The sequence below is a fragment of the Mycobacterium interjectum genome (assembly GCF_900078675.2).
Taxonomy (GTDB): domain Bacteria; phylum Actinomycetota; class Actinomycetes; order Mycobacteriales; family Mycobacteriaceae; genus Mycobacterium; species Mycobacterium interjectum.
In genome coordinates, this window is the sequence record NZ_LT546237.1 from 3,656,420 (window position 1) to 3,677,718 (window position 21,299).

The 21,299-nt window shown below is 62.0% G+C and carries 16 protein-coding genes and 2 pseudogenes; 11 read left to right on the top strand and 7 right to left on the bottom strand.

Features of this window, described 5'->3' with window-relative positions; all coding sequences use genetic code 11:
- Positions 1-412: 412 nt before the first annotated feature.
- Positions 413-862: pseudogene (locus tag BN4348_RS61830) on the bottom strand (Fur family transcriptional regulator); the annotation flags it as partial.
- 823 nt (positions 863-1,685) lie between these two features.
- Between BN4348_RS61830 and BN4348_RS51995 the strand changes: the two are divergent.
- The 3 genes from BN4348_RS51995 (at position 1,686) to BN4348_RS52005 (ending at position 4,871) form a co-directional block, all read left to right on the top strand.
- The gene (locus BN4348_RS51995; protein ID WP_066916242.1) at positions 1,686-2,654 is read left to right on the top strand and encodes a hypothetical protein; all 969 of its coding nucleotides are present in this window, start codon (positions 1,686-1,688) and stop codon (positions 2,652-2,654) included.
- A gap of 171 nt (positions 2,655-2,825) precedes the next feature.
- A complete protein-coding gene (locus BN4348_RS52000; RefSeq protein ID WP_235852804.1) occupies positions 2,826-3,908 on the top strand; it encodes a hypothetical protein in 1,083 nt (360 codons plus the stop codon).
- Between the two features lie 87 nt (positions 3,909-3,995).
- Positions 3,996-4,871 (top strand): peptidylprolyl isomerase, encoded by an 876-nt coding sequence (locus BN4348_RS52005; protein ID WP_066916270.1) that lies wholly within the window; start codon positions 3,996-3,998, stop codon positions 4,869-4,871.
- Positions 4,872-4,929: 58 nt separating this feature from the next.
- Here the strand turns inward: BN4348_RS52005 and BN4348_RS52010 are convergent, their stop codons facing one another.
- Positions 4,930-5,490, bottom strand: a complete 561-nt coding sequence (locus tag BN4348_RS52010; RefSeq protein ID WP_083746703.1) for a MarR family winged helix-turn-helix transcriptional regulator — start codon at positions 5,488-5,490, stop codon at positions 4,930-4,932.
- A gap of 801 nt (positions 5,491-6,291) precedes the next feature.
- Here BN4348_RS52010 and BN4348_RS52015 point away from each other — a divergent pair.
- Both BN4348_RS52015 and BN4348_RS52020 read left to right on the top strand, forming a co-directional pair.
- The gene (locus BN4348_RS52015; RefSeq protein ID WP_407937930.1) at positions 6,292-6,582 is read left to right on the top strand and encodes a PE family protein; all 291 of its coding nucleotides are present in this window, start codon (positions 6,292-6,294) and stop codon (positions 6,580-6,582) included.
- Positions 6,583-6,638: 56 nt separating this feature from the next.
- Positions 6,639-7,787 (top strand): PPE family protein, encoded by a 1,149-nt coding sequence (locus BN4348_RS52020; protein ID WP_264034342.1) that lies wholly within the window; start codon positions 6,639-6,641, stop codon positions 7,785-7,787.
- A gap of 693 nt (positions 7,788-8,480) precedes the next feature.
- Here the strand turns inward: BN4348_RS52020 and BN4348_RS52025 are convergent.
- Positions 8,481-8,729, bottom strand: coding sequence for a hypothetical protein (locus tag BN4348_RS52025; protein WP_142308750.1), 249 nt, complete (start codon positions 8,727-8,729; stop codon positions 8,481-8,483).
- Between the two features lie 408 nt (positions 8,730-9,137).
- On the opposite strand from BN4348_RS52025, the gene BN4348_RS52030 reads away from it, so the two are divergent.
- Complete coding sequence (locus tag BN4348_RS52030) at positions 9,138-9,947, top strand: sulfotransferase family protein (protein ID WP_066916254.1); 810 nt, start codon at positions 9,138-9,140, stop codon at positions 9,945-9,947.
- A 99-nt stretch (positions 9,948-10,046) separates the two neighbouring features.
- A pseudogene (locus tag BN4348_RS62570) lies at positions 10,047-10,392 on the top strand (type II toxin-antitoxin system VapC family toxin); the annotation flags it as partial.
- 79 nt (positions 10,393-10,471) lie between these two features.
- On the opposite strand, the gene BN4348_RS52035 reads toward BN4348_RS62570, so the two are convergent.
- Together BN4348_RS52035 and BN4348_RS52040 are read right to left on the bottom strand one after the other, a co-directional pair.
- The gene (locus tag BN4348_RS52035; protein WP_066916256.1) at positions 10,472-11,275 is read right to left on the bottom strand and encodes a sulfotransferase family protein; all 804 of its coding nucleotides are present in this window, start codon (positions 11,273-11,275) and stop codon (positions 10,472-10,474) included.
- Positions 11,272-11,607, bottom strand: a complete 336-nt coding sequence (locus tag BN4348_RS52040) for a hypothetical protein (RefSeq protein WP_066916258.1) — start codon at positions 11,605-11,607, stop codon at positions 11,272-11,274. The genes BN4348_RS52035 and BN4348_RS52040 overlap by 4 nt, the downstream gene beginning before the upstream one ends.
- A gap of 922 nt (positions 11,608-12,529) precedes the next feature.
- Between BN4348_RS52040 and BN4348_RS52045 the strand changes: the two genes are divergently transcribed.
- The 4 genes from BN4348_RS52045 (at position 12,530) to BN4348_RS52065 (ending at position 18,813) form a co-directional block, all read left to right on the top strand.
- A complete protein-coding gene (locus tag BN4348_RS52045; RefSeq protein WP_142308751.1) occupies positions 12,530-13,741 on the top strand; it encodes a hypothetical protein in 1,212 nt (403 codons plus the stop codon).
- A gap of 2,793 nt (positions 13,742-16,534) precedes the next feature.
- Positions 16,535-17,332: a hypothetical protein gene (locus BN4348_RS52055; protein ID WP_066916262.1), complete on the top strand. Its 798-nt coding sequence runs from the start codon at positions 16,535-16,537 to the stop codon at positions 17,330-17,332.
- A gap of 59 nt (positions 17,333-17,391) precedes the next feature.
- On the top strand, positions 17,392-18,078 hold the full coding sequence (locus BN4348_RS52060; protein WP_066916272.1) for a hypothetical protein: 687 nt from the start codon (positions 17,392-17,394) through the stop codon (positions 18,076-18,078).
- A 78-nt stretch (positions 18,079-18,156) separates the two neighbouring features.
- Positions 18,157-18,813 (top strand): DUF5642 family protein, encoded by a 657-nt coding sequence (locus BN4348_RS52065; RefSeq protein WP_066916264.1) that lies wholly within the window; start codon positions 18,157-18,159, stop codon positions 18,811-18,813.
- Between the two features lie 62 nt (positions 18,814-18,875).
- Here BN4348_RS52065 and BN4348_RS52070 read toward each other — a convergent pair whose 3' ends face one another.
- Both BN4348_RS52070 and BN4348_RS52075 read right to left on the bottom strand, forming a co-directional pair.
- Complete coding sequence (locus tag BN4348_RS52070; RefSeq protein ID WP_083746702.1) at positions 18,876-19,250, bottom strand: winged helix-turn-helix transcriptional regulator; 375 nt, start codon at positions 19,248-19,250, stop codon at positions 18,876-18,878.
- Between the two features lie 878 nt (positions 19,251-20,128).
- Positions 20,129-21,299, bottom strand: a 1,171-nt coding sequence (locus tag BN4348_RS52075; RefSeq protein WP_066916266.1) for an IS1634 family transposase, incomplete at its 5' end; no start/stop codon positions are given.

Below are 21,299 nucleotides of genomic sequence, written 5' to 3' on the forward strand. Positions count from 1 at the left end.
CGGCGACGGCCGCGGATGCCGCCCAGCCGGCAAGCAGCACTACTCCTGCGGCGGCAGCTCGTGCCGCCGCGGATGCTTTAACCTTGAACCCCACGACGCACCAGCCTACCGGTGCGAGCAACTCATTTCATATAGACGTTGACGGGCGTGAAACGGAAGGCTCGATGGGATGCTCGTTGCTAGCCACTGTGGCATCAGCGATGTCGTAGCGAGCCCAGCCGGCATTGGCTCCCAGCCCGCCTGTCCCAATTCCGGCCGCCTTCAACCCGGTAATGGGCGTGAGCGGGCCGGGAGCAAGCCATTCCCCCGGGCCCGGGGTTGGCGTTGGCGTCGGCAACGGTTGGCCATCGCTCGCTGGCAGGTTGCCGCTGTCGCCCGAGCTAAGCAGGCCGGGGGGGAGTTGTTCTGTGGGACTGTGGTCCCCGATGGCTTGAGGCACCTGTGATACCGAGCAGCCGGGACAGCGACCCCAGTAAATGACCTCCGCACCGTCGAGTTGGAAGCCGCGGGTGTCCGAAACGGTCAAGCAGGGTGACGCGCCGACGGCACAGTCGACATCGGCGATCGCCCCGCAACTCCGGCAGACCATGTGATGGTGGTTGTCGCCGACGCGAGTTTCGTAGCGCGCGACCGAGCCCGGGGGCTGAACCCGTCGCAACAGACCGACGTCGGTCAGCGCGTGCAGGATGTCATACACCGCCTGCCGGGACACCTTGGACAGACAGGCGCGCACGGCTTCGATGATCGCTTCCGTGTCGGCGTGCGGGTTCAGGTGCACCGAATGGAGCACCGCAATCCGCGAGCGCGTCACCCGCAGATCGGCCGAACGAAGACGCCCCGCATATAGCGCCACCGAGGGCACCTGCGCCAGGCGAAGGTCTTTGCTGGAATTGATCAAGCCTCTGGCCCCTCTCATCGAACCGTGAAACCCGCTGGCGTTGTGGCGCGCTTGAGGACGGTCTGGAACGACGATCGCAACTGGCGTAAGTTTGACGCGCGCTGAACAGTAGCCGAGACACTGCCGAAAACGCTGTCACTTGGAGCAATTCACCAAAGCCGTGCAAGGCCATCCGCCGCCAACGACGTACCCGCCGTTACCAAGACACTGATCACGGCCCATACCGTGGCGCCGGTGGCGAACACGCAGAGCACGACGCGAAGTTCAAGTCGAAACTATCCGTCGGCAGCCGCGAAGACCCTGTCTCCCGTCCACGGAACTCCCCGCCGCACAATCAGTCATGGGCATTACGCAACGCTGGTGCGCCGACGTTCGGATGGTCAACGGCCCCGGGCTTGCGTGACAGCGGGAGGCATGCGCGCACCGATCGGTCCCGAGCGCATCGAGCCGTCAGCACCCGAACGCGGGCCGCGGTTGAGAACTGGCCGGCGACGAAAACTAGGTGAGGCTGCCCTTAATTAGCTTAGGCACGCCTATTGTTTCGGCCGGGGTCCTCAGGTAGCGTCCGTCGCGGCGTGTTGATAGCCAAGTACTTGAGGAGACGCTGTGCAGTTTCCCCTCGTCCCGATTCGACCGGCGAGCTCTTGCGGGCCACGCCGCGCAAATTGTTGCTCGTCGGAGCCGCCATGATCGGCGCCAGCCTGATCGCCGCGAATCCGGTAGCCCCAGCCTGGTCACAACTAACACGCTGGCCCAGGCCCAGCACCCAGCGGTCCAGCTCACCGGCGTGCTCGGTGATGTCGTCGGCGAATACGAAGACGTCGCCGGTCAGGCGGTTATCAATCTGCAGACCCTGGGCGGCGGCGCCGAGGTTGCGCTTCCGGGCCTGCTGGCACAGACGGGAACCAACTTGTCCGGTTACGGAGGCCTGCTGAGCGCCGCGCTGGCGGGCGCCCAAACCGGCTTGCAGAACGCCATTTACGGCGGGTGGTACGGCAACGATGATGGTTATGTCTTCGGGCTTTTCGGTGGATCCGTCACGCATGGCGGAGTTACGGAGTCAGGCAGTACCTTGCAACAGATCTTGGCAGCTCTCGCGCAAGGCAACCTCTTCAGCGCGTTCGGCTACTACGACGAGTGGGCGCTGGAGGCGTTGGACCACACGATGAAGCCCTTGCTGAGCCCATTCCTTAGCACCGCCAAGGCGGGGGCACCGCCGACCCCGACGATCCCCGGCGAGCTGCTGCAAACGTTGACGAACGTGACCGAGACGTTTATGAGCTCCGCGAACCTGAAATCCCTCAGCGACGCCCTACTGTCTCCCGAAATCGGCGTCACCTTCGGGCTTTTGGCGGATCTCGGCAAGATTGGCAGCGACGTGTCCTCGGCGAACGGCGCGGCGGCACTGACCGACCTTCTCAAGGTGCCCGCCGACCTGGCCGGCGACCTTCTCAAGGGCTACGTCTACCCGAGCGCCATTTACAACCCGACTGGCGAGGCCTTTACCGGCCTGCTCAATAACGGCAGCCTGCTTCAGCAACTGCTGGTCACCTGGCCCACGCAACTCGCTCACGCACTAGCTGAGCCGACGACGCCAGGAGCGGCCGCGTCCATAGGATCGGCGGGTGTGGAGCTCACCGCATTACTGGGCGGCAACGGCATTACCGGTCTATTGAGTGGTCTGAGTGGCAATCTGGCTCGGATGATTCCCAGCGCGTTGACGAGGATCGTCAGCGCAGTCGTCCGCGCTTTCTGAGCAGCAGGCTGGCAGTGCACGATGACCAGATCGATATTTCAATACGTAAACAATTGCAGCGCTAGCGGCCCGGTTCCTCGAATCCCGTTGGGCACCTTCCGTGTAGCACGGTGGTGCGCTCAAATCGCGAATTCGTCGACAGCGGACGCGTTCTGACTTAAGCTGCCGAGCGTGAAGCCTCACACCCGCGCATTGGACAACGACGATGACGATGACGTTGATGACGACGACGACATCGACGACCCGGATGAAAACAGGAACCTGAAACGGGCATTGGGCGCTGCGACTCTGGTCGCAGTTCTAGCGATCATCCTGGCAGCGGTGTTGTTCTTCGACAGCAGCAATTCGGAAAACAATTCGTCGTCCGCTCAGTCGGGAGCAAGTACCAACCAGGAAGCTGCTGCGGTCGCCAGCGCGCACGACGTCGGGCCCGCCGCCATCATTACTGATGATCCCAGCTGCGCGGGGTGGACACAGATCAACAATTCGCTGGCCAATGACGGACAGGGCATTTGGAACGATCGAGACCGATCGGTCCCAGCCTCGGCATGGGACGACAAGCTGCGCATGCAATTCATGGCGGCAGCGCAGTCGATGCGAAATGCGGCCGCGGAAACCGTCGGCCTGGTGAAGTTGACACCTCATCGCATCGTCCGCGAACTGTACGAGCAATTTATTGCTTACTCGTTCGCCTATGCCATGCATATCCAGAAATACACACCGGCCGACGACAATTTTGCCGGCACGGCAAACAGCGCGGCCTCGGCGCTTGGGGCGATCTGCACCGCCATCACCGATGGGTCGGCGGCGGCGCGCGGACCGATGGTGCCCCCCGAGGGGGCGCCGTCGCAGGTCCCGCCCGTAGGAAATGCGGCAAACCCGCAGCCCTTTCTGATCAGACCCAATCCTGTCTGTGCGCAATGGAAGTCGGCGCTGGACCAGTTCGGGCAGCAAACCGCCGCGTGGCAGAACATCAACCCGACTATCCCCTCCATCCTCTGGAACGAGGAGCAAAGAGCGACTAATTACGCCGCCGCTCAGGCGATGAACACATTCGCCGCCAGCCTTGACCAGCTGGGCCGCAGTAGCGGCAATCCCGTCTGGCAGGATTTCGCCGGCCTCTCGGCTGAATACCGCCGCGCTTTCGCCCTCGCCGTGCCGACATATTCGCCGCCCGACAATCATCTGGCAAATGCGGCCAATTACCTCTCCACAACGGTCCTGGGAGCCTGTGCTGCCGTGCAAGGCAGGTAATCCCGTTTATCGACAGGACGAAGCGCTCGGCCAGCCAAGGCCACACTTCGCCCCGATTTGCAAGACAACCACGGAGGAATGGTGGCAGTGCCGACCAACGAAGAGCGACGAGCGGCAGCCAAACTCAAACTGCGACAACGCCTGGAGCGCCAGACCCGGATGGACCGCCGCCGCCGAACCCTGACCGCCGTCGGTTCGGCCGTCGCGGCGATGGCCGCCATTGCCGCCGTTGTGGTCAGCATCATTCTCGCCAACCGTGACGACCACCATAAGGCCGCGGAAGCCGCGAGTAGCTCCAGACCCGCTCCCGCCGCGTCGGTCGGAGCGCCCCCTATGCCGTCGTTTGCACCGTCCGTCGATGTGGGTGCGAACTGTGAATACGCACCGTCGCCTGCGCCGGCCAGCAAACCGGTAGACCCGCCACAGGCGGGCAAGGTAGCGACCGATCCCGCACAAATAAAAGTCAGCATCATGACCGACCGGGGTCCCATCGGGCTGACGCTGGCCAACAACGAATCACCATGTACGGTGAACAGCTTCACCAGCCTGGCAAAACAGAAGTTCTTTGACGACACCCACTGCCACCGGCTGACCACATCACCGAAGCTCGGCGTGCTCCAGTGCGGCGACCCTAAAGGCGACGGCACCGGTGGCCCGGGTTATCAATTTGGGAACGAGTATCCCACCGACCAGTTTAAACCGGACGACCCCACGGCACATCAGCCCGTGGTCTACGTGCGAGGCACCGTCGCCATGGCCAACACCGGGCAAGGCACCAACGGCAGTCAGTTCTTCCTGGTTTACAAGGACTCCCAGCTACCGCCGGAATACACCGTGTTCGGCAAGGTTGATGCAGAGGGCCTGGCTACGCTCAACAGCATCGCCAAAGAAGGCGTCGTAGGCGGTGGCGACGACGGGCCTCCGGCTACCAACGTGACGATTAAGTCAGTGCAGGTCGGCTGACTGGCGTGCGATCCGGCGCCGAGACCCTGGTGGTCGTACGGCTCCAAACATTTTTCGGTTAAGTTTTCGGCCCTCGCAGCGGACCCGGATGCCGGGCGCGACGGGTCGAGAAATGGACAAGGTTGGCTGCGGCCTCAGACTCTTTGAGCGCCTCGGCTATCCGGTGGCACCTGTCTTCCATGGCGCTGATCTGCGCGTGCGACATCTGGCCGAGGAAGATCTTTCGGACTTCCCTGGCGTAGGTCACCATCGCCTGTTCTCCCAGCGCGCGACCTCGGTCGGTGATGGTGGCTATCACACCGCGCCGGTCAATGGGGCTAACACCACGATGTACCAGTTCATGGCCTTCAAGGCGACGGACTTTCCGGGTCACATGCGTTGGCGGAGACGGAAGTGCGGCAGCTAGGTCACCCATGCGGGCGCTACCGGCGGGTGAGTTGCTCAATATCTGCAGCAAATTCACATCTCCGAGCGTCAACCCGTGTGCCTCAACCAATCGCCCGTTCAAGACGGCATACACGTGTATGGCTGCCGCGAGGAAATTCTCCCAAGACTTCTGCTCGGCTATATCCAATCCGGGTATATCGCTGGCGGTCCGGCCGCCGATGAGGCCGTTCATGAATCCGGATAGTAAGCGACACATCATGCAATGAGAAGCGAAATCGACCACGCCGCTGCACGGGCGCGACCGGTCCGGCCGGTCGGCTAACGGATGAATACCGTTGCGGGATAACCGAACTTCGCCCTTACGACTCGTCGTCTTGTTACCGGCAGGTATTGTCACGTTGAAACAATCTAGCCCTGGTAAACATTTGCTGATAGCACGAACCAAGCCGACTGATCAGTCGGCTTGGTTCGCCGAGGCGTTGCCCGGTGCGGTAGATGCGAAGCAGGCTTGGGTCTTTGATTCCGAACAGCACATTCCGACAGGACGTCTTCGATACTGTGCGGTCACGCGGCCGGTTATGCGATCCGCGAGACGTCAGAGGAGATGGAAATGCGGTTAGCGCTTAGGCGCCCGGGCATCCGGGGGATGGCCGTCGCAAGCCTGAGCCTCCTCGAGGTCGCTGTGTTCGCGAAGGGTCTTGAAGCGTCTGGATGTGCGCTGCTCAGCTCCCGGCTGACCAGCATTCCCGAGATACGGACATTGCTGTCACTGCGTTGGATAACGACATGAAAAAAGGTTCCGATCTCAGCTCTTTCATACGCGGAAGCCAACTGGCGGCCACGAGGGCGGCTTGCCTGCCCAGCACCGCCCGAACGGAATCCGTGAGGTGTCGGCAGCAGGCCGCAGTGGGTCGAAATGTTACTGGACCAGAAGACGCCAGATGTGAGATGACCAATCCGGCATAGCAATTGGATGGTATCCACCAAGCAAGGAGCTCGGTGGTCGTGTTGAAGGAGGTGGGGCGTGTCCTTTGTGATCACGCGACCAGAATTGTTGACCGCTGCGGCAGGGAATCTGTCGACGATTGGCGCGTCCATGGTGTCGGCGAGCGCGGCGGTGGAAGGTCCGACAACGCAGGTGGTGGCGCCGGCGGCCGACCAGGTGTCGGCGTTGGTGGCCACACAGTTCGCTGTCCATGGGCTGGCGTATCAAACGGTTGCGACGATGGCCAGTCAGATTCATGACGCATTTGTCGGCGCCATGGCCACCGGTGGTACGTCATACGCGGTGGCCGAGGCGGCGAATACGGCTGCGGCCGGTTAAGAAGGATGGTCTCCGTGTATTTCGCGTTTTTTCCGCCGGAGGTCAATTCGGCGTTGATGTACGCCGGGCCGGGGTCGGGGCCGTTGGTGGCGGCGGCCGCGGCTTGGGATGGGTTGGCTACCGATTTGTATGCCACGGCGAGCTCGTATCAGTCGGTGATTGCGAATTTGAGCAGTGGGTGGTCGGGTCCGTCTGCGATGGCCATGGCCGGTGCAGCCGCCCCGTATGTGTCGTGGATGGGCGCTACGGCGGCGGCGGCGGCGCAGGCCAGCGCCCAGGCGAGCGCGGCGGTCTCCGCGTACGAGACGGCGTTTGCGATGACGGTGCCCCCGGCGGTGGTCGCGACGAATCGGGCATTGTTGGCGGCGTTGGTGGCCACCAATATCTTCGGTCAAAATAGTCCGGCAATCGCGGCGACTGAAGCCCAGTACATGGAAATGTGGGCCCAGGACGTGGCGGCGATGAATGGGTATGCGACCTCGGCCAGCGGCGCGGTGCAGGTGCCGGCGCTAAGTGTCCCGCCGTCAATGACGAACGCGGCCGCTGCGACACCGGCATTGGGTATCACTGATGGGGCCAGCGTGTTGGCGGCGTTGACGACTCTGGGCACCCAGACGCAGGTGGCGCTGAGTTCGCTGTCGGCGGCACCTCCGGTGGCCTGGGTGTTGAACACCACCGGTCTGAGTACGTTGTTGAATGGCGGCGGATTCAGCCAGTCGTCGCTTTATTCCCTGGAGGCTGCGTACTACATGGTGAGCATGGGTCAGCAGCCCATTTCGTTGCTCACGAACATGGGCAACGCGACCGCCAACTCCACGGGGGCGACGGGCCTGACCGGTAGCGAGGAGCTCCTCACCAGCATCGGTCAGCTCGTGGACGGCAAGATGCAATTGGTGGTCGGCGGGGTGACCAATCAACTCAAGTCGTGGGGAACGACGATCTCCGGGGAGTTGGCGCATGCGGCGAAAATCGGTGGGCTGTCGATTCCGCCGGGTTGGTCGACGGCCGCTCAGGGGATGACCCGCGCCGCGCCGGTGCTGCCGCCAACCAGCGTGGCCACACCACCGATGGCACAAGCATCGGCCATGCCATCCAGCCCCTTCGCCCAGGCGCTGATGGGAGCCCTGAGCGGCCGCGGTATGGGCAGCATCGCCGGCAAAGTGCCGGGCGCAAAAGTCATCCCCCATTCGCCAGCCGGCGGCTGATCAAATACATTATTGACCATTTTCCTTTGCTTCGGCCCAGCTTCCAAGGTGAAGGCATCGACGCTCACGGATAAAGGTTTAACCGGCAGTCTCAATTGGGCGTGGTGCGGAGCCCGAAGAGCCGCCGTCTCGCTCTCTTTAATTATTTGCCGCTTTCCACCGCCCATCAAACCGACTGGAGGAGAGGTGACGGAGCGGTTCATACCTTGCAGGAGTCATTACCCGCTTCTGGACTGCGTGACAATTTGGTAAATCGATTATTGCGCGCGCGCCTCGACGTTCATCCGAACAAAAGAGCTAATAGCTCAGATGCCAGCCACGCTGCAGTAAGCTATCGAAGGCATTCTAGAGCTACGGACGGGATGCCTGTTAAAGGAAATACTTCGACATGGTGATTTCACATATCGCTGAACTGAGCTCTATCCTCAGACTGGCCCGCCGGGAGATGGTCGCGACGGGTGACAGTTCCCACCGGATCAGCTACCCGCCGAAGAAGATCAACTTGCCGTGAGCAACAGCCAGTCTCTGACGCACCACTACTTTGACGTGTGCTGAGCGGTGCGCCGGGCCGTCGTCATGACGAATTCTCGGAGCCGACAATTTGCGATAGTTTGAAGCTCGCTCCGCCTGCACGCTGGATGTGGTCTCGACTAGCTACTAACGGCCGAGATGCCGCCGCCGACAACAAGTCCGCTAGGCGGATCGCTGTGACATTACCTTTAGGGTTTCTTCGATGGCACCGAGGATGTTAACGACCTCCAAGTGCGACGCGATGAGCAAACCGAGCATCTGCCGGTGGGCATTGATCTGCTCGTCGAGGGAAGTGGAACTCTGGTCGACCTGGCTCTGAACAATCAGGAAGTCCTTGAGGGCCTGACTGCTGCCCATCCCCTCGGGAACTCTCATACTCCGCAGCCCGGCGATGGCATTGGCGTCCGTCACGATGCTTCTCCTGCCGCTTAGATGTGATGCCACGAGCATAATCGACGGCCCAAGCGCCCGGGATGCGACCGGCGGATTGTTCACCGATGTACATAGTCGTTCGATGACCGCACAGATTGGTTGCACTTTACAACAGTTGGCTTAATTTGGCAGTTTCCCGTTACTCGTTCAGTCTCGACAGGCCAGCGAAATCGCGCAGGCTCTGCGGATCGTCATCAGCCGACCCCCGCCCACCGTGTTGAAGGATTCATGTGACGGTCAGCGGAATTTGCTAGCCGCCGCCAGGCGACTGCCAGTTGTTATCACATGCAGTCGCGGTCACGTGCGATCAGTTACCATATGGAATAAGTCCAGGGCGATATCTCTGGTAACGCCCACACAAAGTGAACCTGAGACAGGAGACGCCGCATGGCATCAATGCATTTCATCTCGGGTCTGCCGAGGTCAGGCTCGACTTTGTTGGCGGCTTTGTTGCGGCAGAACCCGCGCTTTGAGGCGGGCATGTCCGGTCCATTGGCCGGGCTGTTTGGCGCGCTCCTGGGTCAGATGAGTGCGCGCAACGAATTTTCGGTGTTTATCGATGACGCTACGCGTGAGCGCATCCTGCATGGGCTGTTCGACAACTTCTATGCCGAAAGGCCCGCTGAGGTGATCTTCGATACCAACCGTGCGTGGTGCGCGTGGATGCCGGCCATAGCGCGGTTGTTTCCGGAATCGAAGGTCATTGCCTGTGTGCGCGAGTTGCCGTGGGTGATCGACAGCATCGAGCGGTTGGTGCAACGCAACGTCTTCAGCCCGTCGTCGATTTTCAATTTCGAACCCGGCGGCACGGTGTACACCCGCGCTATGGGTGTTGTGGGGCCCGATGGGATGGTCGGCGGTCCCTACGACGCGCTGAAGCAGGCGTGTTACGGCGCGCAAACCGATCGACTGCTCCTTGTCCAGTATGAAACCTTGAGCACCGACCCGGCCAAAGTTATGCATGCCATCTACGCATTTATCGGTGAGCCACTATATGAACACAATTTCGGACACGTCGATTACGACGTCACCGAGTTCGACGAGCGTGCCGGCACTCCGGGGCTGCACACCGTGCGCGGCACGGTCAAAGCCGAGCCGCGCACCACGTTGCTGCCGCCCGACCTGTTCAACCGCTTTGTCAACGACGCGTTCTGGCGCAATCCGCGGGATATGCCCGAGGGCCTGCAGGTCGTATGAGCGCTCGGAACATCTAAATTGTTCCGAGCATTCGCATCGCGGACCCGGCGACACGCTCTCGATCGAGCGCCCCATGCTGCGCAGTTCCTATTCCGTGATTTACCTGACTGGCTCGACCGTCGTGCCGAAATCGCCTGGATAACATCGCTTTTGGTCGAAGTAGAGCTGACTAGAGCCATTCGGGCAGTCGCTCCGGACGGCCTACCAGCCGTTCCATCCGTGTTGGCCGGGCCGAACCGGTTCGAAATCGCCTCGCTCATTTGCGCCACCGCAGCGCCCTACCTTGATCCCGGACTCCGCTCGCTGGACGCGATACACCTGGCCGCTTGCCCAAACTGCCGAATCCACTGCGCCATTGACCGCACTGATGACTTACCACAGTCGCCTCCCCGAGGGCACGGACGCACTGGGGATGACTGTGGTCGCGCCCGGCAAAACGCCATGACCGTCATCGGGGACGTGCTGGGACGAGGTAGGGCGCACAGCCCACGCCGCAATTGGCGTAACAAACCAAGCCGGCACGCCTATCGGCGACCAGAAGATTTTCCGTGGACGCCATTCTCGAATAGGTCGCCCCAGTAGTTGGCTGGCCGGCCGAAGTGAGCCAAGAAGCGCAGGTTATCGTCGCGAATCTGGGCAATCGTTTCGCGGCGCAAATTCTCGCTCCAAACCAGATCCAACGGTATGCCGCCGCGCCCCAGCCGCGCCATGCGCATGGCCGCGTCCTCGCGGCTGTTTACCCGTTCCCTATCTAAATTTGGCTCGAATTGATCATCGATCTCCAGAAACCGGCAGACTTCCTGAAAGATGGCTTTCCGATCGGCGATATACTCCTCAAACCACACGATTTCGATCCGTTCCTCACCGAAGGCCCGCCGGTAGGCATCGAACACCTCCCAGTAGCGGCTCGAGTCGATGATCATCGGCTGTCGGCGGATAACGTCGTTGATCGACGTAAAGGGCATTTCGTCGCCGGTGCACATGTGCTCGACGTACGCCGATTCCATGCGTTCAATAGGGTGCCGCACCATATAAATGATCTTTGCATCGGGCACGTGCCGCTTGATGCGCTCGATCACCTGCGGGTGATAACGGATGCGGGAATAGGATGTCGAAGCATCGCCAACCGCTTTCTCGTCGGAGACGTGACTAAACAGCGTCAGATACAGGCGCCAGCCTTCGGCATAACGATAATCGTAGGAGAAGAAATGAGGCTCCTTGAACCGCACGATAGCGGCCTGCGGGTGCGTCTCAAGCAGAGAACTGAGGGATGTAGTCGCCGCTTTCGCCGCGCCGACGATGAAAAAATTGGGGCCGATCTGCCTCACTTCATCGATCCTCCAAGTTGATCGGAAATTGAACTTGACGTGGTCCGGCCCCGCAGTGGCAACCTTCGCCGAAAAACATTCGCGGCGGCGGCGTTGGCGACCATGTCGATGTCACACTCGGGCGACCACTCGTCGCCTTGCGGAGTGCATGATTGGACCTCGCCCAGCACAGGGGCGAATTGTTGAACGGAACCGTTGGTGCCGGCAGGGACGGGACGCAGGATATATTCGGCCATCACCAGATCATGCACCACCGCATCGGCGTCGGGCGAGGACTCTGGTCGCCCGACATCACGGCCCATCTCGGGCTTGCCGCAGTTCGGGTTCGACACTGTTCGCTGCGTTGGCCGTGGCAGAACCCGCGGTTTGAGTCGGGTACGCGGAGTGCCTCGCCGAGGTGATCTTCGATACCAGCCGGGCTTGGCGGGAGTGGACGCCGGCCGCCCCTGAACTCCTCCGGCGAGCAACCGCGCCGGCAAAGGCCGCCGCGGGGTCAGGTACGAACGCATGGACCTCGGCGAGGATGACACGCGGAGCCGCGACCGGCTCGACAACGTTTCGTTATTGCCGGGAAGAACCCTCTTGGGACATCCCGATCTGGCCGTTCGACCCGAGCTGGAGGTCGCATCGCCAATCCGTCACCTGCAGGATCCCGCGGCCCCGCTGATGACCCCGTAAATGGCCGCCCTGACAGTGCAGCCGGCAATATCCTCCGATCGGGCGCGAAAGTGGCGATCGACCAGATAATGCGCGCGAATGGCGAGATCTTCACCTATCCCAGCCACAGAAGCCGTGGGTCAGCCCAGGTGTGGACCAGAAAACCCCGGTACCATTCCTCAGCGAGGTTCAGCATTGCCGGTCGGGTGTCTGCTTTTGAAACCTGATGGGCATCCGCTCGAATGGGCGGCGACGATCCAACCCAGAGCCGCCCTAGCAATATGATCAAATAGACGACTACCGTCCCGACCTGCGGTAAAACACGTTTCACAAGTTAATCTGCAACCACAGCACCATCCGTACACAGCTCCGAGGCGCAATTGTAGGGTAGTTGCGCATTGAAGCATAGACGATGGCCAATGAGTTTGCCATGAGATGCACGCATATCTACTTAACAGCCCGATCTCTATCTAATATGTTTGCCTAGCGCGGGGGGCCTGGGGCGGGTTGCAGTTTGTTCCCGAAATCGCCTGCTCTTAGTCTGCTCTCAGCTAGTCTACGAACAGCCAGACCACAGACAGCAAAGGAACAGTGCGCATGCTTCAGCTAGCAAACTTCCGGCCATACGTCACCGCGGGTGCCGCGGTAGTAGGCGCCAGCCTGATCGCCGTGACCCCGACCGTTGCCGACGACGTCGCGTCCACTTTTCAGCAGCGCGCTGCCTCCATCGAGCATCGTGTTGTGGAGCTCGCCGCCAGTGACTACATCGCCAATCCGCTCGAGACTTGGTTCAACATCCCCATAACGGCAATACAAAACCTGCAGCCGAATATCGACTTATGGGGGCAGATGCCCGCCGTCATCGGGCAACAGGTCGCCGCTAACTGGGTGCAGTTCGCGAGCCAATACGTTGGCGACTTCCAGGCATCCGCAAAGGGCGCAGTGAATTTCTACACCGGTTCTGCGGCCAAAGATTTTGTGCCCCTGTTGAACACCGCGTGGGGCGAAATCATGGCGGGCAACATCAGTCAGGCGTTCAGCGGACCGCTGTATCAGGCAATGTTCGGTGGACTGTTGATTCCGGTCCTCGACCCGCTCGAAAATATTCCCGGTATTGCTGCAAAGGCCGTGACCGATTTAGGGAACGGGCTCACTAACGCGACAACCATCGGTCTCATAAACTTCGGGCTCGCCTACGTCGAGGTGCTGCCTTTCGCGTTTTTTCAGTCGCTGGGAAACGGTCTGCAAGCCACCTACAATTCATTGAGCGCCGGAGATCTCTTGGGAGCGGCGCTGAACGCGATCAACATCCCCGGCGAGATCGTGTATGGGCAGGTAGATCCCCTTACAGGCTCGAGCCTGCACATCACGCTCCAGTCTATACTGCCGGGCATCGCGAACGCGATGGCCACTCAGAACGCCCAGAACATCGCCAAAGGCGGTAACCTGCCGGTCGCCATCGAGAGTTTCCTCAACCAGCTGATCACCGGATGGCCGTCCTGGCAAACGATCGTCAGTAACCTGCAAACCCTGTGGGGTATTTATGGCCCGGCCGGTGCCGCGAGCGCGGCCGCCGTCAGCGGTGCTGCCGGCCTCGCGTCTCCGGCAGCCTTCAGCACCGCAGCCAACCTCGCCGCCATCGCGCCGTCGGTCGGCTCGGTGTCAGCCGACGTCGCGAGGGCCATCAGCGCGGCCGGCGTCGGCGGCCTGGCAGGCCTGCCGGCCGACATCGCCGGCCTGATGGGCGGTGTGGGCGCCAACCTGGCATCGACAATCCCCGGAATGATCCTGAGTCTGCTCCGCCTCTGAGCCGCGTCCGAGGAAATCACGCAATGCGCCCGACTGGGCTAACCCAGTCGGGCGCATTGCGCTGCGGGTGCATGTTGCGGTGGCCCTGGTTCGGAATTGGGTCTCCTGCGAACCCCACCTCCGCTCGCCACCGCTGCTGGCATGCGACGATGGCCAGATGGCGGTCAGCGACATCGACCTCGATTCGAACCTCCTCACGCACACCGTGCGGCCCTGCCTTGATACTGCCCGCCGTAACCCGCAATGACATCGGCTTCGGCCAGACCGCGTCACTCCCCTACCACTAGTCGGCAACGTGTCCCGTTACGACGGTCACTCGAATTCCCTGGAAATCCGCACCGGCAGTTCACGAGCACCTGGTAACCCATCGCTTGCTCAGACAGTTCGGCGAGGACACCAACAGAGCTTGCTTTGCTGGTCGATGGTGACGCGGCGCGTCCGTGATGACCAGGAATTGGCTACTCGATCGTTATCCTCTGCGCGTCGGGGGCAAGTACCGGCCCGGAGTGTGGCGCTTGCGGCGCAGCTCACGGAAGACCGTCGAGGCCGCCCCAGCTCCTCGGCGATACCGACTGCCCGTGCTGGCTGCGACAGCCTGATTTGGCCCCAGGGCGGTTCGAAATAGGCTCCATCGGTGTGGTCGCGGGTATTGGGGTGTCGGTCTGATGTGGCCCCACTTGTCCGACTCGCCTGGGAATTGCTTGGCCTCCGCGCAATGAAACCGAACGAACCGGCTCCTGCCGTCCCACTGTTTCGAGTTCTTCAACCCCTTGCCAGTAGCCCCAGGCTCAAGGCCGACGGGGCGCGATCCCGGCAAAAGGGTAATGGCCGCTACACGCCAAGCGTGTACCGGCCATTACCCTCACTGGGGCATTAGTTGCTAGGGGTTGACGGGGGTTCCGTTTGCGCCAGCCGTCCCGTTTTGGCCGAGCAACCCACCGAATCCGGCGATACCGCCCAGACCAAGGTGGTTGCCGCCGCTTTGGAAGTAACCGGAGCCGCCCTGACCGCCATTGCCCCCGTTGCCGGTCAGGAACCCGCCGAACCCGCCGGCGCCGCCCTGCCCGGGGAAACCGGAGTAGGTGCTGCCGGTGAGGAAACCACCGCCGTTCCCGGCGGCGCCACCCTTGGCTCCCTGGCCGAATAGCGCGCCGCCGTTGCCGCCGGCGCCGCCGACGCCGCCGTTGCCGCCGTAGTTGCCGCCACCGACGAAGGTGCTGCCGTACCCGCCGGCGCCGNCGGACCGGTGGCCCCGTTGACGCCATTGCCGATCAGATCGCGCCCAAACACGGCGACGAACGGACCGTTGACCGGCCCGTCCACTGCCTGACCGATCGGGCTGGCTATCCACGCCTCGCCGGCCGTGTGGATCCCGTTATAGAAACCGGTCGTGGCTGAATAACCTATCTGATTGAAGATGGCAACGGGACCCTGATTAGTGACGGCCGCGCTCACGTTGCCGATATTCGCGGCCGCGGCACTCGTGTTGATGCTGTTAGTAATGCCTTGCAGGGCGGCCGAATGAAGCCCCTCCAGCGTGACCGCACTCCCACTAATGCTATTGGCCGCAGCCGCGTTGAGCCCACCCAGATTGAGGGCGGCAGTGCTTGCATTGATGCTGTTAGTAATGCTTTGCAGGGCGGCCGAATGAAGCCCCTCCAGCGTGACCGCACTCCCACTAATGCTATTGGCCGCAGCCGCGTTGAGCCCACCCAGATTGAGGGCGGCAGTGCTTGCATTGATGCTGTTGGTGATGCTTTGCAGGGCGGCCGAATGAAGGCCGCCGAGGGCGGCCGTACCCGCGGAAAGGCCACCGATAGCGGCCGCGCCCGCGTTGATGCCCTGGGCAGCCCCGTTGTTGATGGCCCCCATGATGGGGCCGATAACCGGATTGATAATCATGTCGAGTACGCCGGCATGGGCTGAAGGCGCGGCGATGACCGGGGCCATCGCCGCGGTGAGAAAAGCGCCGGCGGCGGTGCCGAGGCCGGCTGCGCGGCCGCGGCGATCCGCCTTCGCGTTGCGGCGATTCCGCCTCATGCTGTGCTGCTTACGCTTCATCTGTGCGCCTTCCTGTCACGACAACTATGACGATGAATGAGAAACCTACCTGAGAAGAATCTAAGTAATGCGGGTTTCAGTGGGCGGCCGCGGATCCGGGCTCGGATCGCCACGGCCCGCAATCCTGACACTGACGAAAAATGGCTGGCATTCCAGCGGCACTCCGCATTTCAGCAAATGCACTGGCGCGTCAGAGTCTTTCAATGCGAAATTACAGTCTCGGACGCAATCGGAACGCCTTGACCCGGACCGGTAGTTAGCTATCAGGTGACTACGCGGCTGGTCCAGGCGTGCTAGCGGTGGCAATCGTGGTGTCGCTGTCAAGGCCACTTGCGGACCGCGTGCCTTACACCCATTGCCGCAGCACGTCGATCGTCATCGAACCGGTGCATCGTTGATTCGCGCGATATCGCCGCGCGGCCGTCTGCCGCCTCCGAACTTCGACCGCTCGCCAGACGATGCTCGTCCAAGGCGCTTCGTTTCGACGGCTTCCCTGCAACAACTCGAGCGGTTCTTTCGTGATCTGCGCCTTCGTGACGACGCCGATATACGGGCGGTGATTGCCGCTGGTTGTTCGCTATTCTCTTGGTGACAGAACATGCCGAAGAGTGCTCAACGAGCACGGCCTGCGTCAGTTGACTCAACACTTTCCCTACGCAGAGCCGCGCAGCCATACCCAGAAAGGGGATTGGGAAGCGGCGTCGCCACACAGATACCGCGCCCGAACTATCAATGCCCGATGCAGAGTCCGACAACACGTCGTCCGATAGCGAGCCGCACGAAGCATCGGGCCACACCGATAGCGATTCCCTCGAACTGTCGGGCGACAGTGACAATCAGGCGCCAGACGTGTTGGAAGACGCTGACGGTGAATCGAACGACGGCGATCGTGAACCGCTTGAACTATCAGACGACAGCGATAGTGAATCGGCCAAAGAACCGCACGCCGGCAGCGCGAGACGCAGACCGTCGAGCGGCAGGATGCTCTCGGCCTACGGCATCGTCTCGACCCTCCTCGGGGTGTTGCTGCTTGCCGCGGTCGTCGGTTGCCTGGTTCTCTGGTCGTCGCATCGCAGCGATGTCGACGAGCACCACTACCAGATTCGGGCAAAAAAAGCCGCCGCCGAGTGGGCGCTGGTGCTCATGAACATGAACAACAACAACCTCGATGCGAGCCTGCGGCGCCTGCGCGACGGAACGGCCGGTCAGCTCAAGGCCGGTTTCGACGCCACCATGCAGCCGTACCGGGAAGCGGTGCAGCAGCTGCCCTCGTATCGGTCCACCCAGATCGAGTCGGTGGTCATCCAATCGGTGCACCACGATTTGGGCGACATCGGCACGTTTCCCACTGCGGCGCCCGAGCCGGCGGCTGCCAAAGTCGGCAGCCGCACCGACACCATCCAGGTGGCGGCCACATCGGTCAGCGGAAGCCCCGGCACTAAACCGCAAGCACTGTACTGGAACCTGCTGGTCGACGTCTCCGATGTCGACGACAACTTGCTGATCTCGGGGTTGAGGGTCCTGCGATGAGAAAGTTGACGAGCGTGGTCGACCCGAAGTCCCTGAGACTCCTGGGAAACCGAACATTTTTGATAAGCCTCTGGCGAGTGCTCGCCTTCGACATCGCCGCTCCCCTGGCCACGATCGCCGCGCTGCTGATGATCGGCGTCGCTCTTCGCTGGCCGCTGTGGTGGGTCTCGACATGCTCGATCCTCGCGCTCTTGATCACCGCGGGCATGCTCGTCAATTTTGTCCTTTTCCGACGCAATTCGGTCACCTTCGGCACCAACGACAACAGCCCCAGGCTGCGGCTGGCCGTGATTGCCGTGGCTGCGACGGCCGCGCTGGCGGCCTTTGGGGTTGGCTATACCCGCTGGACGGTGCCGGACCGTGATCTCAAACGCGCCTCGTCCGAGGTGATGCACGTCGCCACCGCCATGGCCGAGAACGCATCGACGTTCTCGCCACAGAACCCGACAGGCTCGCTCGACCGCGCCACCGCGGTGATGGTGCCCGACCGCGTTATCGCGTTCACAGAGCTCTACAACAAGTCCACTTCCTCCCTGGCGCAAGGCCTGATCACGGCGGAGGCGAGGACGCTTTCGGCCGGCGTGGAAGCCCTCACGCCGTCAGCCGCGAGCGTGGTGGTGATCATGCGCGGCACCCGGACTAGGGCCGATGCTCCACCGCTATATGAGGTGATCGCCCTCCGTGTGGAACTAACAAAGGAAAGCGGCCGGTGGTTGATCCTCGACTTGGCGCCGATTCATCGTTGACGCATAGGCACCCGTGAGCATCAGAGGTTCTTCTTCGCCGTCGCCGTCGTATCACGGCGCGGTGGGTAGGTTGGCTTCATGTTGAGGGTAGTGTTCGTGATCGCATCCATATGCGCGCTCGCCGGCTGCTCTTCGGGTGTCAATGCCTCTTCGTCGAAGGCGGACATCAGCAAGGTGACCGAAGTCAAGTCGACTTTTGGAGCCGAGTTCACAATCAACGACATCGCAAAACGCGCTATCGACCCCAAGTTTCTCTCTGCGAACAAGCTGCCCACGGGTCTCGTATTCGATCCCCCCGAATGCGCAAAAGTAGCGATCGGGCCCGAGATGCCCGCGGGCTTGAAAGGCACCATGGCCGGTGTTTCCGCCGAGGGCAACGGCAACCGGCTCCTCGTTGTCGCGATGGAGACCTCCCCGCCGCTGCCGTCCAATGAAACCGGACATCACTGCAGCACGGTGGCCTTCACCGGGCCGCACATGAAGGGAGGCCTCGAGGCGGTCGACGCACCCAAGATCGACGGGACAAAGACGCTCGGAGAGAGGCGTGTGATGCAGACCGACGCACCCGAGGGCGCTCGTTCCATCGAGGCCTACCGCTATTCGGCTCAATTCGGCGACTATGAGGTTGTTGTGATCGCCAGTCCGACGATGAGTCCCGACCAGCCGGCCGCGCCCGTCGATATTCAACGCGCGCGCGACCTGCTGGTCAAGGGCGTGGCCGCGATCCGGGGTTAACCTGGAGCGGTCTGGCCCATCACGTGGGTCAGGCGCGGGTAGCGGATCGGAGGGGCTGTCGATCAGCCGTAGACAATGTGTGTCGCGGCCGGAGTGCGCTCGAACCGTGGCTCCGAACGCCCGTTCATGGGCGGGCCCGAAGGCCGGGGCCTTGAAGCGCCCGGTTCACGGGCAGTCATCTCTTCCCGGGCCCAACTTTCGGCCCAATCCCATACCGACGTCAACGCCGACCCAAGCTGGGCGCCTGCGGTGGTCAGCTCCCATCTTTTGGTCGGGTTCTTGACGATTACGCCTGCAGCCAACAACTGCCGAAGCCGTTCGGAAAGCACACTCGATGAGCAGTTGTCCATGCGGTGGCGCAGGTCCAAGAACCGCAGCGGGCCGGGCTCAAGCTCCCAAACGACCCGCAGTATCCATCGCTGGCCCAATAACTCCATCGCAGCGCGCACCTGCGCGGTTGACGGAGTCGCATTCCGGCGAGAGCGACGTTCGATCTGGTTATGGGCGTATACCGCGGCGCTGACACCAAGGCTGAGTGTCAACGGCCATCTCCGATGATCCGCACCGAGCCATTCGCGATCCTCGACAAGGCATTCCTTTATCTAGTAGAGGTGGCTACGTTTAATCACTCCGCGGAACTCCTCGATGATCCAATCATCCGGGACCATCGGCCAAGAAACCTGCAGTCTCGTGACGGAAACATTGCCGTCGGGCGCACTGAGCGCCACTTCCTACAGCCAGACCGGTTCGAAGCACGAGACCTCGTGGCCACGACTTCTTTGAATCACGCTTCTTCATTTGTATCACGCTTCGGCGTCGGGCTGCGCCGTCCGCACTGAGTCAAGGTCGAATCTATCTGATCGGCTTTGTGGTGGTGGCATAAACGAAATCAGCGACTATAAAGACCGTGAGATGAGTGGAGCGAGTCGCCCCGCGCCATTGTGGCGAGCTGGCCTTGTCACGCTTTCGCCAGTGGCGATCACCAAGGGGGTCAACAACGATGGCGGTCGCATTGGCTCCATAGGTCGTGAGCCTAGTGGTTAGGCATACGTAACGTCGGCCGCTGCAGCGGCCAACGTTGGAAGCATTTCAATCCGAAAATAACTGCGGGTCCAGCTAAAGCGCTCTCATCAGCCAATTTCGGCGGACGTCTCTCCGCGCACCGGAACTAAACCGTCACTCGGTAGTAGCGCGGCATTTCGCGACCTGCTCGTCGAGGCGGCGGCGACCCCAAGCTGAGGTCCAGGCCACAGGCCTAGCGCACGTTGCATGATGGGAACGCATGCTCGACGCCGTCAGCCTGACTTTTATCAGGCTAGTGCGCACGTAGGCCGTGGATTGTGGCGAGGACTTCGGCGAGGTCGGCCGGCGGTGGTTCGGCGGCGGTCAGCGTGTGGCTGCCGGCTTGGATGGTGACGGTGCGGTAGCGCCGGGCGTTGCGGACGAATTTCTTGATGCTCCAACCGGTTTGGTGCTCTATCCAATGGGATACGGCCATTGCGGCGAACACCACGCTCAGGTGCGCCTCGATGGAGTCGCGGGTGCGGTGGTAGATCGGTCGGGCTTGTAGGTCGTGCTTGGACATCCGAAAGCTCTTCTCGACGCGCCACAGCTGGTGGTAGGCGTTGATGACGAACGCCGCGGGTTGTCCGGTGAGGTTGGTGGTGTAGCCCTTCCATCCGGCCAGTGCGCGGGACTTGGCTTCCAACGTCCGGTTCACCGACTTTGTCGCTCCCGAGAGTTGGATGTAGCGGTTTCGTTTGACCGGGGCGTGCCCGTCAACGGCACGTTCGGCCTTGCGGACTTGTTCGTCAATACCCCGCAGGGTGCGCCGGGCTCGGTCGTGGCGGTACTGGTAGTGGGTCACCCGATCCGGGATGCCCCGGGTCTTCTCCGTGGAGGTCGATGGCCAGGGCTGGGTCACCACCAGCCCATCGGGGATCGCGTCGTCGGGGTGTTTGTTGCGCCATTCGCGCACCACATCGGGCAGATACGGAATGCGGGCGCCCAGGATGAACGACAACCCCGCGGCCTGAAGAGCCACCTGATTGGCTTCAGAGATCATTCCGGCGTCAGCGACCACGGTGACATCGCTGAGCTGGTGGGCGGTCTTGAACGCGTTGATCACCGGCACCATCGTCGCCGTCTCGGCCTTGTTGCCTTCGAAGGCTGCCACCGTCAGCGGGAACCCGGTGGCATCGGTGAGCAGTCCGAGAGTGATCTGCGGATCGAGGCGGCGCTCCTTTGAAAACCCGGGCTCACGGAAACCGTCACCTGCGTCGGTCTCAAAGTGCAGGGTGGTCACGTCGTAGAGCACCAAGCTGGCCCGACCCAACCGGGCATGAGAAGCACACATGGCCGAAAGCGCTTGCCGGAAACTGGGTTTGGCGAACACCGGCAGCCGGCGGTTGAGCGTCGGATACGACACCGGCGCGATGCCGGTCTCCTCGATGACGCGCAGGGAATCGGCCTTGCTGGTCGGCTCA